This window comes from Bacteroides propionicifaciens DSM 19291 = JCM 14649 (genome assembly GCF_000375405.1).
GTDB classification, from domain to species: domain Bacteria; phylum Bacteroidota; class Bacteroidia; order Bacteroidales; family Bacteroidaceae; genus Bacteroides_E; species Bacteroides_E propionicifaciens.
Genome location: NZ_AQWS01000010.1, coordinates 52795 through 66122, shown reverse-complemented (window position 1 = coordinate 66122; position 13328 = coordinate 52795). Strand labels below are relative to the sequence as shown.

Sequence of the window (13328 nt, the reverse complement as noted above, 5' to 3'; positions counted from 1 at the left end):
AGAACTAAATAAATAATAAATGAGAAAATACATAGCACTTTTTGCCATTGCCGTACTTAGCGTAACAAGTTATGCTTTTACTAAATCTTCAGCTATTGAAGAGACTGCTGAAATTCAGAATGTTGAGGCTAAAGATGGTGAGGTAATAAAAATGAATAAAGAGATGTTCATTAAAGATGTTTTCGACTACGAGAAATCTAAAGAGTGGGCATTTAAAGGCGATAAGCCTGTTATCATTGACCTGTATGCTGATTGGTGTGCACCATGTCGAATGATTGCACCTATTCTTAAAGATTTAGCTAAGGAGTATGATGGTAAAATCACCATCTACAAGGTAAATGTGGACAAAGAAAAAGAACTTGCTGGTCTGTTCAATGTAACAAGCATTCCATTATTGGTGTTTATTCCTAAAAATGGTACACCACAATTGATGCCAGGTGCTGCAGATAAAGCAACCTACAAAAAAGCAATTGATGAGTTCCTTTTAAAGGAGTAGTTATCTAAACTTTAATATAAGAAAGAAGCCTGTTTGATTAATTTCAAACAGGCTTCTTTTTTTTATTGTCTAGTATGTGGCTGTATCTAAGCTTACGATTATTAAGATTTTAAGTCTAATAAGCTAGGATTAACTTGTGTTTGAATGTATTTGTTGCGTTTTTATAAGCACTCAAAGGATTGTCTATGTTTTTATTTTATTATAAATTTGCACCTTAGTGAGTACCACTCTTAACTAAGTTTGATAAAATGATTGAAAAATTAGGCCTGAAAGAATTAGAAGATGTTATCTTTCATAAGAAAGAAATTATACTGTCTGAGGATGACTTGAAAGTTGTCGATGATAGTTTTTATTTTTTAAAAGCATTTTCTAAGGATAAGATAATATACGGTATCAATACGGGCTTTGGTCCGATGGCTCAATTCCGAATTGAAGACCGACACTTAAAGGAACTTCAATTTAATATTATTCGTAGCCATTCAACAGGCGCTGGAGACCCTCTTCCTGAAATATATGTAAGAGCAGCTATGGTGGCTCGCCTTTTGACTTTTCTTCAAGGTAAATCAGGGGTTCATCGTGAGTTGGTGCTTCAGCTAGTTAGCTTCATAAATAATGAAATCTATCCTTTTATTCCTGAGCATGGTAGTGTGGGGGCTAGTGGAGATCTAGTTCAGCTTGCTCATATGGCATTAACGCTAATTGGAGAAGGAGAAGTATTCTATCAAGGTGTTTTACGCAGTACATCCTCTGTTTTTGATGAGCTAGGTTTAAAACCTATTCAGATGCATATTCGTGAGGGGTTGTCGTGTACTAATGGTACCTCTGTTATGGTTGGAATTGGGCTTGTCAATCTAATCTATGCAAACCGACTTTTCGATCGTGCTATAAGTTCATCTATTCTGATGAATGAGATAGCAAGTTCTTATGATGACTTTATGTCTTTACCTTTAAACGAGGCAAAGCATCATGTAGGTCAACAAGTAGTTGCTCAGCTGATGAGAGAGCGAATAAAAGATAGTAAATGCGTACTCAAACGTGAGTTGGAACTTTATACTAAAGATAACACAGAGAAAGTCTTTCGACATAAGGTGCAGCCCTATTACTCACTGCGTTGTGTCCCTCAGATTTTAGGGCCTATATATGATGCCTTGGCTAATACAGAACAAGTATTAATCGATGAGGTTAACTCTGTATGCGATAATCCAGTAATTGATAAGGATACACAAAATGTGTATCACGGAGGCAACTTTCACGGTGACTATGTATCTTTCGAAATGGATAAACTCAAAATGGCCATAACCAAGTTAACAATGCTTTGTGAGCGTCAGATTAACTACTTATTTCATGACAAGATAAATGAGATTTTACCTCCATTTGTCAATATGGGAACGCTAGGGTTAAATTATGGTTTGCAAGCCTCTCAGTTTACAGCAACTTCGACTACGGCTGAATGTCAAACACTGTCAAATTCTATGTATGTGCATAGTATTCCAAACAATAATGATAACCAAGACATCGTGAGTATGGGCACTAACTCGGCTCTTTTAGCAAAAAGGGTTGTGGATAACTCATTTCAAGTAATGTCAGTATTGTACATGGGGATAGCGCAAGCTGTTAGTATTTTAGAGATTGAAAAAGACTTGAGTACTCATACACATAAGATATTTAAAGAAGTGAGAGATTTCTTTCCTGCTTTTGTGGATGATACTCCTAAATATAAAGAGATAGAACGAATGATTACCTTTTTAAAAGATAATAGATGATGAAATGTGCATTAGTTACAGGGGGGAGCCGAGGTATTGGTAGGGCTATTTGTGTTAAATTGGCAAGTATGGGCTACCATGTTTTGGTAAATTATCAAAGTAATGATGCTGAGGCTAACAAGACCTTAGACCTGATTAGATCATGTGGAGGAGATGGTGAACTACTGAAGTTCGATGTCTCTGATGCAGAGGCTGTATCAAATGTGCTAACGAGTTTCGTGACTTCTCATCCTGAATCATGTATTGAAATCTTGGTTAATAATGCAGGAATTCGTAGAGATAATCTCTTGTTTTGGATGACCCATGACGAATGGCATAAAGTGCTTGATATAAGTGTTGATGGGTTCTTTTATGTCACACAATCACTACTGAAGAATATGTTGGCTAATAAGTTTGGGCGTATTATCAATATTGTATCTTTGTCGGGGCTCAAAGGTATGCCTGGACAAGTTAATTATTCTGCCTCTAAGGGTGCGATAATATCGGCTACAAAAGCTTTGGCCCAAGAGGTTGGTAGAAAGAATGTTACGGTTAATGCTGTAGCACCAGGGTATGTCGAAACAGATATGACAGCTGATTTGGATGAGAAATCATTGAAAAACATGATTCCTCTAAGACGATTTTGTCAGCCTGAGGAAGTTGCTTCTTTAGTGGGTTTCCTTGCTTCAAAAGAAGCAAGCTATATTACAGGAGAAGTAATCTCTATTAATGGAGGATTATATACTTAAAGTAGATGATGGATAGAAGAGTTGTGATTACAGGGATGGGAATCTATTCTTGTATAGGAAAAAATAAAGAAGAGGTTAAAGAATCTCTCAAAGAAGGAAAATCGGGGATTGGTATTGATCTAAATCGTAAAGAAATGGGTTATACCTCTTCTCTGACGGGTATACTAGAGAGACCTAACTTGAAAGGTGTTTTACATCGAAAAGAGAGACTCTATTTGCCTGAACAAGGTGAATATGCTGTAGTAGCTACACTTGAGGCTTTCGAACAAGCCAAAATAGACAAAGACTTTTTAGAAAATAACGAGGTTGGTATTCTATATGGTAATGATAGTAGTGCTGAACCTGTTATTGAAGCAATTGATATTATCCGAGAAAAAAAGAATACAGCTCTCGTTGGCTCAGGTTCAATTTTTAAGTCGATGAACTCTACCGTTACAATGAATTTATCGGTGATTTTCAACCTTCGAGGTGTGAATTTTACCATTGCTGGTGCTTGTGCTAGTGGTTCTCATGCTATTGGTATGGCTTATTTCTTGATCAAATCGGGGATGCAAGATCGTATCTTATGTGGTGGAGCTCAAGAGGTCAATATCTATTCTGTTGGTAGTTTTGATGGTCTAGGTGCTTTTTCATCTCGTGAAGATGCTCCTAAAGAAGCTTCTCGTCCGTTCGATAAGAATCGCGATGGTCTTGTGCCCAGTGGTGGTGCAGCAAGTCTTATGCTAGAAACGTATGAGTCGGCCGTAGAGCGAGGTGCTCCAATTCTTGCAGAAGTGGTAGGATACGGATTTTCTTCGAATGGGGATCATATCTCAGTACCTAATGTTGACGGGCCTAAGCGTTCGTTGATGATGGCTTTGAAGAACTCGGGCTTATCTCTTGAGGATATTAAATATATTAATGCTCATGCTACTTCAACTCCTGTTGGAGATATGAATGAAGCAAAGGCTATAGCTGAGGTTTTTGAGGGATTAAATCCATATGTAGCCTCTACTAAGTCTATGACAGGGCATGAGATGTGGATGGCAGGTGCTAGTGAGGTGGTTTATTCTGTTTTGATGATGAATAACAACTTTATAGCTCCTAATATCAATTTAGAAGAACCCGATGAGGTAGCTTCTAAATTGAATATTCCCACTAAAATAATTGATTTAGAGTTCGATGCATTCTTGTCAAACTCCTTTGGATTTGGAGGGACGAATGCCACTTTAATCGTAAAGAAAGTATAATATAAACACAAACATAAAATGAATAACGAACAGATAATCGAAAATATAAGAGAAGTTTTGGCTGAGGAATTTGAAGTGGATATCGACACAATTCAGCCCGAGGCTCCTCTACAGGCAACCTTAGAATTAGACAGTCTTGATCTAGTGGATATGGTTGTTCTTATTGAAAAGAACTTTGGTTTTACGCTTACAACTACCGATTTTCAGGAAGTGAAAACATTCCAAGATTTATACTCTTTGATTATTAAAAAGGTTTCTGAGAAAGAATCATGAAAAAAAAGTGGGAGGGACAGACACGTGGTGGTCTGTTTGGTTACCTGTTCTTCGTTTACTTAATTCGGATCTTCGGAGTTCGTTTTGCTTATTTATTTCTGGGTCTGGTAGTGATTTATTTCATTCCATTTGCACCAGAGGCTACGCGAAGTATTTGGAAGTATGCTCGTGAAATATGCAAATACAACATTCCTAAATCCGTAAGATTGCTATTTAGCAACTATTATCGTTTAGGCCAGATTTTAATTGATAAAGTTGCTTTGGGTATGGGTAAATCCAATGAATATCATTTTGAATTCGAAAATTACGATGAGTTCTTATCTGTACTAAACCAAGATACTGGGGTAGTCATGATAGGTGCTCATGTTGGTTATTGGGAAATAGGTGCACCCTTCTTCGATAAATACGGTAAAAAGATAAATATCGTGATGTTTGACAATGAGCATCAACGTATAAAAAGAGTTTTAGAACGGCACTCACAAGCTCAGGATTTTAAAATTATACCTGTAAATAAAGATAGCTTAGCTCATGTCTTTGCAATTACTAAAGCACTGTCTGAGCATGAATACGTTTGTTTTCAGGGAGATCGATTCGTGCGTGATGAAAAACTGCTTGAGTCGTCTTTACTGGGTAAGAATGCTAAATTCCCATTAGGACCATTTTTATTGGCTTCAAAGATGAAGACTCCGGTTGTCTTTTATTTTGCAATGCGTGAACCTAAACGAACCTATCGTTTTAAATTCTTTGTGCTGGATGGACTAGAGTCGGTTAAAGGTGTACGACCAGAGCAGTCTCTTCTAAATGCTTATACTAAAGCACTTGATGAGGTGCTTAAAACTTATCCAGAACAGTGGTTTAACTATTACGATTTCTGGAAATAAGACTTACTTTTAAGAAAAATACTATGATTAATCCTCGATATACTAAGGAGCAATATTTCGCAGCTGATGCACAACGCATTGCACATGAAATTGCTTTTGGACCTGTTACTTTCCAAGTCTCTCGGTTGATGGTGAAATTTGGCATCTTTAGCATTTTAGCTGATCAGAAAGAAGGTCTTGCACTTGAACAAATCGCTCAAAAGACGAAGCTATCAAACTATGCTGCTCAAGTATTGCTCGAATCTTCACTCACTATTGGCTCTGTGATTCTGAAAGAGAATAAATACCTCATAACAAAGCTTGGCTGGTTTCTTGTTAACGATGAGATGGTTAGAGTTAATATGAACTTTAACCACGATGTTAACTATAAAGGAATGTTCCATTTAGAGGAAGCCTTGTTAAACGGAAAACCTGAGGGGCTAAAGGTTCTTGGGGATTGGGAAACCATTTACCAGGGGCTATCTTCTTTGGATGCAGATGTTCAAAAGAGTTGGTTTGACTTTGATCATTTCTATTCTGACAACTCTTTCAAGCAGGCATTAAATATTGTATTTGCTGAGCCTGTTTCGAAGCTAATGGATATTGGGGGAAATACAGGCAAATGGGCTTTGAACTGTGTTGATTTTGCTAAGGATGTTGAGGTAACGATTGTTGATTTACCTCAACAGATAGAAATGATGAAGCATAATACTTCTTCAAACCAAAATGCTTCTCGGATTCATGGGGTAGGGTTAAACTTGTTGCAGAAGGATACTAAACTTCCTGAAGGACATGATGTGATTTGGATGAGTCAGTTTCTAGATTGTTTCTCAGCTTCTGATGTGATGCGTATTCTGAAGAAAGTTAGAGAAGCTCTAAGCGAGTCGGGCCGTATTTTTATAATGGAAACACTCTGGGATCGTCAAAAATATCCAGCTGCTTCTTTTGATTTGGCTCAAATTAGTCTTTACTTTACTGCTATGGCCAATGGAAATAGTAAGATGTTTTATTCTGAAGACCTTTTTGACTATATTCGTGAGGCTGGGCTAGAGGTAGTAAAGCTAACTGATAATTTAGGATTAGGGCACACATTGCTAGAATGCAAATTAAAGAAATGATATGATTGAATTACCTTGTGTGGGAGAGTCTTTATTGAGTTTAATTCCTCAGCGAGCACCTATTATAATGGTTGACAAGTTTAGAGGTCTTGAGGACGATATTTCATTATCTAACTTAACGATTCTAGATGATAATATTTTTATTGAGGGGCAAAGCTTTACTGAGTCTGGACTCATAGAACATATTGCTCAATCTGCAGCAGCTCGAATTGGCTATATTTACAAATTAAAGAACGAAGAGGTGCCCATAGGCTATATTGGCTCGGTGGATAAACTAACTATTCGTAGTTTCCCCAAGGTGGGTGATATTCTTGATACTCAAATAAGGGTACTTCAAGAGATATTTGGACTTACTCTGATTTATGCAGAGGTATATATTGGTACAACACTGATTGCATCCTGCAATATGAAGATATTTTTAGGAGATGAGAAGAAATAAAAAAGAGCTTAAAGAGCCAACTTTGATAAATAGAACTCGTGTCCATGTTCGTTTTAGTGAAACTGATGCTATGGGAGTTGTTTGGCACGGCAATTATTTGAAGTTCTTTGAAGACGGACGTGAAGCTTTTGGTAGGGAATTTGGCTTAAGCTATACTACTATCTATGAGAATGGATATACAGCTCCAGTTGTGGATATTCACTGCCAGTTTAAGCAATCACTAACATTTGGTGATACAATTATCATAGAGACTAGCTATCATGCTTGTCAAGCAGCCAAACTACAATTTACATATACGGTATTAAGAGAAAGAGATGGACTCATTATGGCAACGGGTCAGAGTACTCAGGTTTTCTTAAATTCCTCAAATAAACTAGAGTTGGTTAACCCTGTTTTTCTAAAAGAATGGAAAGAGAATCTAAAAATCCTATAGCGTGCTATATCATTGGTGATGCCATGATTACGGCTTTGGGAGAAACCACTTCGGAGAACTTACGGGCTATAAAAGAATATCAGTCAGGTATTCAGTTGGATGGCTCGGGGGATTTTTTGTCTCGACCAATTCAAGTAGCTAGGATAAAACAAACAGTATATGACAGCTTTGCTAGGTATGATTCTTTGGAGTTTACCAAAGCAGAAACTTTGATTGTAAGTGTTATTGAAGATTTGATTTTACAATATCAAGTTGATTTACAATCATTCGATACTGGCTTAATTTTGGCTACTACCAAAGGAAATATTGATCAGCTAACTCTGTCTGATGCTATTCCTACCCAAACATGGCTTCCCGCTCTGGGGCTTAAAATAGAACAGTATTTCAAGACCACTAATCGGATTAAAATTATATCCAATGCCTGTATATCTGGTGTGTCTGCATTAATTGTAGGTAAGCGGCTGATTCAAAATTCCACTTATAAGCAAGTTGTGGTGGTGGGTTGCGATGTGTTATCACCTTTTATAGCGAGTGGATTCTCTTCTTTTAGATCTATTAGCCCCACGCAGTGCAAGCCATACGATGAATCAAGAAACGGATTAAACCTAGGTGAAGCTTGTGGTGCATTATTGCTTAGTGCTACACCATCAGCTGATGCTATTATTTTGTCGGGTGGTGCTATAACGAATGATGCCAATCATATATCTGGCCCCTCTCGTACAGGCTATGAACTTCATTTGGCTATGGATAAAGCTATGAATGAGGCTAATATTCTTGCTAAAGATGTGAGCTTCTTGGACCTCCATGGTACAGCTACTGTATTCAATGATGAGATGGAATCTAAAGCTGTTAGCCTTTCTGAGCTAGCAGAAGTTCCCGTGCAAAGTTTAAAACCTTACTTTGGTCACACCTTAGGAGCTTCGGGTATTATTGAAACTATTATTTCTGCACATGAATTAAAAGATGGAATCTGCTGGGCGACTCTTGGATTTGAAAAAACAGGTACATCAGTTCCTCTTCGTGTAAGTAATTTACATCAACCTTTAGATATGATGCACTGTGTTAAAACTGCCTCAGGCTTTGGTGGGTGTAATGCTGCTATAGTGTTAAGTCTACCTGAGTTTCAGAAACCTTCTGAGAGTTCTGAGCCCATTACAGTTAGTCGGCTAAGGTCGGTACTTGTAGAGGATAGTAAAATATTTGTCGATAGCGGGTTAGTCTTTGAGTCAGCAGAAAAAGACTTTCCTACGTTCATTCGTCAGGCAAATAAGAATTTCGGATTTGTTAATCAGAAGTTCTATAAGATGGATGATCTTTGCAAATTGGGATATATTGCCTCATCTTATCTCCTGGAAGGGATTGACTTTGATTCCGAAAAGACGGGGATTATTTTATCTAATAAAAGTTCATCGTTGGATACAGATCATAAACATGCAAAGCTTCTTTTTAAAGAAGGAGAGTCTGGAGTGAGCCCGACTGTATTTGTTTATACCCTGGCCAATGTTGTACTTGGTGAGCTTTGCATACGACATAAGATTAAAGGAGAAAATACATTCTTCATAACAAATAGCTATGAAGAAGCTGATTTGATAGATTACAGTACTTCGGTAATGCGTAGTGACAACCTAGATTATTGCATCATGGGTTGGTGCGAATTATTCGAAGACAATTATAAAGCAGAATTTAAACTACTGAAGAAAATATAACATGAATCAATTGATACAAACACTTAAAGAGCAACTTATTGAAGCTTTAAATCTCGAAGACATTACCCCCGAAGATATCGAAACTAGTGCTCCATTATTTGGGGATGGACTGGGTTTAGACTCGATAGATGCACTTGAAATTATATTGATTCTCGAGAGAGAGTATGGCATCAAGATTGATAATCTTGAAAATGCTAAAGAGGTGTTTTATTCTGTACAAACACTCGCTGATTTTATTGACAAGAATCGTAAATGATAAAGGTTTTTGTCACTGGAGTTGGGGTGATTTCGGCAATCGGAACTTGTTTGGATGAGAATATGCAAGCCTTGCGTTTGGAGAAAACAGGAATTGGTGTCGATAAGTATCTGTCAACTAAACTTCAAGTTCCTGTAGGGCAGGTTAAATACTCTAACGAGGAGCTAAAGTCACTATTAGGGCTTAATACCGATTGTATCATCTCGCGTACGGCTCTTTTGGGAATGCTGGCAGCTAAAGAAGCTATTATTGATGCTAATCTGGAGTTTAAAACTCAAAAGATTGGTTTGATCTCTGCTACTTCGGTTGGTGGAATTGATTTAAGTGAGAACTTTTATAAGTCATTTCGTGAAGATCCAAATTCTGGTGGGAATCTTGAAGAGGTCTTAATGCACGATTGTTCTGCCAGTACTCTTGCTATTGCTCAGCATCTGGGGATCGAAGGTTTTACTTCTACAATTAGTACTGCTTGTTCTTCGGCTTCAAATGCTATTATGCTAGGTGCTAGAATGATAAAAGCAGGCATGCTCGATACGGTATTAGTTGGTGGGACAGATGCTTTATGCCGATTTACTCTTAACGGTTTCAATTCTTTGAAATTATTAGATGAAGAGGTTTGTAGGCCGTTTGATCAAAATCGTAAGGGATTAAACTTGGGTGAGGGCGCAGGTTTTCTTGTTTTGCAGGACGAGAGCTGTCTGAGCCGCACTCCTTATTGTGAATTAACGGGATACTCTAATGTAAACGAAGCCTATCATCAAGCGGGTAGTACAGCAGAAGGTGATGGTGCATTTGCCGCTATGACAGAAGCTTTGAGGGTTGCCGGTCTTCAACCTTCTGAAATCGATTATGTCAATGTACACGGAACAGGTACTCCAACCAATGATTCCTCTGAGGGTAATGCCCTGAAGAGACTTTTTGGAAATCAAGTTCCTGCTTTTAGCTCCGTGAAGTCTTACATCGGACATACTTTAGGAGCCTCTGAAGGTATTGAGGCAGTTTACTCTGTTTTGTCAGTAGCTAAGGGGTATATTTATCCAAACTTAAACTTCGAAGATTCTATGGTGGGGTTAAATTTATATCCTGCAACAAAGTGGGAGGAAAATGCTCGCATTAAGCATGTGCTATCTAACTCGTTTGGATTTGGTGGCAATAACTCTTCACTGGTATTTTCAGCAATAAAATAAAGTATGAAGCCCATATATATTAATAAAATATCTTCTTTCGATTATACCGTAGGTGAGTACACGGGTATTCCATGCGCTAAAATTGCTGACCCTGATTACAAATCTATCATATCCAATGCCAATATGCGAAGACGTATGAGTAGAGTTATAAAAATGGGGGTGTCTTCCGCTTTAATTTGCTTAGGTAATCAGGCTGATATTGCTTTGGATGGCATAATTACAGCTACGGGTTGGGGATGTTTAGAAGATACTGAGAAGTTTTTGAATGATATGATAAAGTATGACGAAGGGTCACTCAACCCAACAACATTCATTCAATCGACTTTCAATACAATTGGAGCCCAGATTGCTTTACTGCTGAGTGCTAAAGCCTATAATATGACTTATGTGCATCGTAGCTTAAGTTTGGAAAGTGCTTTAACTGATGCTATGCTTCTTTTAAACGAGGGTAAGCAAAATGTTTTAGTTGGTGCTTTTGACGAACTTACTTCCTCTAGTTTTACTACACTTAGACGCTTAGGAATTTATCGGAATTGTTTAGCGGGTGAGGGGGTTAACTTCTTTCTTTTGGGTACCGACAAAACAGATACAACCCTTGCTCAAATAAAAGGACTTACTACCTTGCCTACTGGGACTAACTCGGATAGTGTTAGTGAGTCAGTCATTCGCTTTCTTTCAGTCTATGGGTTACATCCATCCGACTTAAGCCTTATTGCTTTAGGAAAGAATGGAAAACTCGCCTCAGATCGTATCTATGATGAAGTTATTTCTATATTAGCACTCAAAGATGCTTCTGTACTCTTGTTTAAACAGACATGTGGTGAATACCCAACAGCAATGGCCTTTGGATTGGTTAAAACTGTTGAGCAGCTCTCTTCAAACTCTGAGGTTGGAAGTTATGCCCTACTATTGAATATCGATGAGGCTTTTGGCTCTTCACTGATTTTAATTCAACATTAACTATGGTTTGGTTACTATGCACTTTGCTTTTGCTGGTTTCACTCTTTCTGTTCTATGCTTCTTATAGCATACAGGCTGGAGTTTACCTAAAAGCAATCTGTCGTATAAAAACTACACAACGAGTTGTGTATCTAACCTTTGATGATGGACCACATCCCATTCAAACACCTAAGATTTTATCTATACTAAAAGCTTATAATGCTAAAGCCTGTTTTTTCTGTATTGGCTCTAAAGTTGTAGGCAATGAAGCGCTATTAAAAAGAATCTATGATGAGGGTCATTTGATAGGCAACCATTCTTTTACGCATTCAGGTCTGTTCCCTCTTTACTCCAAATCAAAGATGAATACTGATTTGAATTGTTGCGATGAGTTGCTAAGTCGGGTTATCGAGAAGCCTATCTACTTGTTTAGACCTCCATTTGGTGTAACTAATCCCACCATAGCTCGTATTGCACGAGATCGAGGTTATCAAGTTATTGGTTGGAATATTCGAACACTTGATACGCAGGGTGGGGATATAAGTCGGATTCTGAAAAGAATAAAGAAGCGTATTCAGCCTGGTTCTGTCATCTTACTTCACGATCGCTTGGATAATTCCGATCAGATACTTCTCAAAACTCTAGACTTTCTGCAAGAACAAGGCTATAGATTCGACAATCTTCCTGAATCAGCTTTTCGTGATTAAATATTTGTTAACTTTGAATTTATAAAAGAGAGCAGAGTATGAAGAAAATATCGTTCACCTTATTATTATATATTCTTGGTGTGCTGAGCGTGCAAGCCCAACATTATACACCAATAAAAAGCCTAACCGATTTTGAATCACATCTAAAAGAAACTTCAGGAAATCTTAAAACAATAGAAAGTGATTTTAAGCAGGTAAAGTATTTAGATGTCTTTGATGAAGAGATTAAGTCAAGTGGAAAGTTCTATTATAAACAACTCAATAAAATCAGAATGCAGTATGATAAGCCTCTAGATTATTTAATTGTAATCAACGGACCTACATTGAAAATCCGTTCTGACGGGAAAGTGGCGACAACTGATTTAGGTAAAAATAAGATGATGCAGCAAGTGCAGGAGATGATTGCGGGGTGCATGATTGGAAATCTATCGGGATTGACTAAAAACTATACTGTAGACTACCTTGAAGATGCTAAAAGCTATTTGCTTCAATTAACTCCCAAAAGCAATGCCGTAAAAGCTTATTTATATCGCATAGAGATGGTTATTCTAAAGGCGGATATGTCGGTAGATCGTCTTAAAATATCAGAAACAGAATCAAATTATACCGAGTATTTCTTTCTGCATAAGAAGTTAAATCAGCCAATAGATGAAAATATTTTCACGGTCAACTAGTCTTTGCTTACTCTTATTTGTCGTATTATGTGGTTGTGGAACTAGCCAGCTTGCACAATCTTCCTGTAGTGAGCCTTTGATTCAAATTAATACTGAGGTTTCAAACAAATTCGACCTGAGTTTGAATATTGGCAAACATCACTTTAGTGGAATGCTGATTATGCGTGAAATGAAGAATGGTGATATACGCATTATCGGAACGACTTATTTTGGACTTAGCTTATTTGATTTCTCAATAGATAAGCAACACGATTTCCATGTAAATAAATGTATAGAGCCTCTTGAGCATAAAAAGCTACTTCAACTCTTGGAGAGAGACTTTAAATTATTGCTTCTGCCCAATCAAGATCGTCGACTATTAACCGATACACGTTTCTTTAAGAAGTTTCGGAAAGGTAGTGGCTTTGGTAAGACAGATATCTGTGTGTTTGAGCAGGGCCAAGAGACCTCTTCGAAAATTGAATTAAGACACCCTTTGATTAAATTGTATATAGTACTCCACCCCTTATTGGATAATTAA

The 13328-nt window shown here is 37.5% G+C and carries 16 protein-coding genes; all 16 read left to right on the top strand.

Annotated features, from left to right (window positions below):
* The first annotated feature begins 19 nt into the window (after positions 1 to 19).
* Positions 20 to 496 carry a thioredoxin gene (gene trxA, locus B091_RS0104440; protein ID WP_018108805.1) on the top strand — a complete coding sequence of 159 codons (477 nt, stop codon included), beginning with the start codon at positions 20 to 22 and terminating at the stop codon, positions 494 to 496.
* 248 nt (positions 497 to 744) lie between these two features.
* Positions 745 to 2259 carry a flexirubin biosynthesis tyrosine ammonia-lyase FlxA gene (gene flxA / locus B091_RS0104435; protein WP_018108804.1) on the top strand — a complete coding sequence of 505 codons (1515 nt, stop codon included), beginning with the start codon at positions 745 to 747 and terminating at the stop codon, positions 2257 to 2259.
* Positions 2259 to 2987: a flexirubin biosynthesis SDR family reductase FlxB gene (flxB, locus tag B091_RS0104430; protein ID WP_025069455.1), complete on the top strand. Its 729-nt coding sequence runs from the start codon at positions 2259 to 2261 to the stop codon at positions 2985 to 2987. The genes flxA and flxB overlap by 1 nt, the downstream gene beginning before the upstream one ends.
* A 5-nt stretch (positions 2988 to 2992) precedes the next feature.
* Positions 2993 to 4216 carry a beta-ketoacyl-[acyl-carrier-protein] synthase family protein gene (locus B091_RS0104425; protein ID WP_018108802.1) on the top strand — a complete coding sequence of 408 codons (1224 nt, stop codon included), beginning with the start codon at positions 2993 to 2995 and terminating at the stop codon, positions 4214 to 4216.
* 18 nt (positions 4217 to 4234) lie between these two features.
* The gene (locus B091_RS0104420; RefSeq protein WP_018108801.1) at positions 4235 to 4489 is read left to right on the top strand and encodes an acyl carrier protein; all 255 of its coding nucleotides are present in this window, start codon (positions 4235 to 4237) and stop codon (positions 4487 to 4489) included.
* Positions 4486 to 5370, top strand: a complete 885-nt coding sequence (locus B091_RS0104415) for a lysophospholipid acyltransferase family protein (protein WP_018108800.1) — start codon at positions 4486 to 4488, stop codon at positions 5368 to 5370. Before B091_RS0104420 ends, B091_RS0104415 begins: the two co-directional genes overlap by 4 nt.
* A 23-nt stretch (positions 5371 to 5393) precedes the next feature.
* Complete coding sequence (locus B091_RS0104410; protein ID WP_018108799.1) at positions 5394 to 6467, top strand: FlxJ family methyltransferase; 1074 nt, start codon at positions 5394 to 5396, stop codon at positions 6465 to 6467.
* Position 6468: 1 nt separating this feature from the next.
* Positions 6469 to 6906: a hotdog family protein gene (locus tag B091_RS0104405; protein ID WP_018108798.1), complete on the top strand. Its 438-nt coding sequence runs from the start codon at positions 6469 to 6471 to the stop codon at positions 6904 to 6906.
* The gene (locus B091_RS0104400; protein WP_018108797.1) at positions 6893 to 7339 is read left to right on the top strand and encodes an acyl-CoA thioesterase; all 447 of its coding nucleotides are present in this window, start codon (positions 6893 to 6895) and stop codon (positions 7337 to 7339) included. The genes B091_RS0104405 and B091_RS0104400 overlap by 14 nt, the downstream gene beginning before the upstream one ends.
* Complete coding sequence (locus B091_RS0104395) at positions 7312 to 9045, top strand: beta-ketoacyl synthase N-terminal-like domain-containing protein (protein ID WP_018108796.1); 1734 nt, start codon at positions 7312 to 7314, stop codon at positions 9043 to 9045. Before B091_RS0104400 ends, B091_RS0104395 begins: the two co-directional genes overlap by 28 nt.
* 1 nt (position 9046) lies before the next feature.
* Entirely contained in the window at positions 9047 to 9301 is a 255-nt protein-coding gene (locus B091_RS0104390; protein ID WP_018108795.1) for a phosphopantetheine-binding protein, read from the top strand.
* Positions 9298 to 10488 carry a beta-ketoacyl-[acyl-carrier-protein] synthase family protein gene (locus B091_RS0104385; protein WP_018108794.1) on the top strand — a complete coding sequence of 397 codons (1191 nt, stop codon included), beginning with the start codon at positions 9298 to 9300 and terminating at the stop codon, positions 10486 to 10488. Before B091_RS0104390 ends, B091_RS0104385 begins: the two co-directional genes overlap by 4 nt.
* A 3-nt stretch (positions 10489 to 10491) precedes the next feature.
* Entirely contained in the window at positions 10492 to 11448 is a 957-nt protein-coding gene (locus B091_RS0104380) for a beta-ketoacyl synthase chain length factor (protein ID WP_018108793.1), read from the top strand.
* Positions 11449 to 11450: 2 nt separating this feature from the next.
* A complete protein-coding gene (locus B091_RS0104375) occupies positions 11451 to 12134 on the top strand; it encodes a polysaccharide deacetylase family protein (RefSeq protein WP_018108792.1) in 684 nt (227 codons plus the stop codon).
* Positions 12135 to 12172: 38 nt separating this feature from the next.
* The gene (gene lolA2, locus B091_RS0104370; protein ID WP_018108791.1) at positions 12173 to 12808 is read left to right on the top strand and encodes a flexirubin biosynthesis/transport protein LolA2; all 636 of its coding nucleotides are present in this window, start codon (positions 12173 to 12175) and stop codon (positions 12806 to 12808) included.
* Positions 12783 to 13328 carry a flexirubin biosynthesis protein LolB2 gene (gene lolB2 / locus B091_RS0104365; RefSeq protein ID WP_025069458.1) on the top strand — a complete coding sequence of 182 codons (546 nt, stop codon included), beginning with the start codon at positions 12783 to 12785 and terminating at the stop codon, positions 13326 to 13328. The genes lolA2 and lolB2 overlap by 26 nt, the downstream gene beginning before the upstream one ends.

What these genes read in the sequence shown, in the direction of transcription:
- trxA (WP_018108805.1), top strand. Translation starts at nt 20, where the DNA reads ATGAGAAAATACATAGCACTTTTTGCCATTGCCGTACTTAGCGTAACA.
- flxA (WP_018108804.1), top strand. Translation starts at nt 745, where the DNA reads ATGATTGAAAAATTAGGCCTGAAAGAATTAGAAGATGTTATCTTTCAT.
- flxB (WP_025069455.1), top strand. Translation starts at nt 2,259, where the DNA reads ATGAAATGTGCATTAGTTACAGGGGGGAGCCGAGGTATTGGTAGGGCT.
- B091_RS0104425 (WP_018108802.1), top strand. Translation starts at nt 2,993, where the DNA reads ATGATGGATAGAAGAGTTGTGATTACAGGGATGGGAATCTATTCTTGT.
- B091_RS0104420 (WP_018108801.1), top strand. Translation starts at nt 4,235, where the DNA reads ATGAATAACGAACAGATAATCGAAAATATAAGAGAAGTTTTGGCTGAG.
- B091_RS0104415 (WP_018108800.1), top strand. Translation starts at nt 4,486, where the DNA reads ATGAAAAAAAAGTGGGAGGGACAGACACGTGGTGGTCTGTTTGGTTAC.
- B091_RS0104410 (WP_018108799.1), top strand. Translation starts at nt 5,394, where the DNA reads ATGATTAATCCTCGATATACTAAGGAGCAATATTTCGCAGCTGATGCA.
- B091_RS0104405 (WP_018108798.1), top strand. Translation starts at nt 6,469, where the DNA reads ATGATTGAATTACCTTGTGTGGGAGAGTCTTTATTGAGTTTAATTCCT.
- B091_RS0104400 (WP_018108797.1), top strand. Translation starts at nt 6,893, where the DNA reads ATGAGAAGAAATAAAAAAGAGCTTAAAGAGCCAACTTTGATAAATAGA.
- B091_RS0104395 (WP_018108796.1), top strand. Translation starts at nt 7,312, where the DNA reads ATGGAAAGAGAATCTAAAAATCCTATAGCGTGCTATATCATTGGTGAT.
- B091_RS0104390 (WP_018108795.1), top strand. Translation starts at nt 9,047, where the DNA reads ATGAATCAATTGATACAAACACTTAAAGAGCAACTTATTGAAGCTTTA.
- B091_RS0104385 (WP_018108794.1), top strand. Translation starts at nt 9,298, where the DNA reads ATGATAAAGGTTTTTGTCACTGGAGTTGGGGTGATTTCGGCAATCGGA.
- B091_RS0104380 (WP_018108793.1), top strand. Translation starts at nt 10,492, where the DNA reads ATGAAGCCCATATATATTAATAAAATATCTTCTTTCGATTATACCGTA.
- B091_RS0104375 (WP_018108792.1), top strand. Translation starts at nt 11,451, where the DNA reads ATGGTTTGGTTACTATGCACTTTGCTTTTGCTGGTTTCACTCTTTCTG.
- lolA2 (WP_018108791.1), top strand. Translation starts at nt 12,173, where the DNA reads ATGAAGAAAATATCGTTCACCTTATTATTATATATTCTTGGTGTGCTG.
- lolB2 (WP_025069458.1), top strand. Translation starts at nt 12,783, where the DNA reads ATGAAAATATTTTCACGGTCAACTAGTCTTTGCTTACTCTTATTTGTC.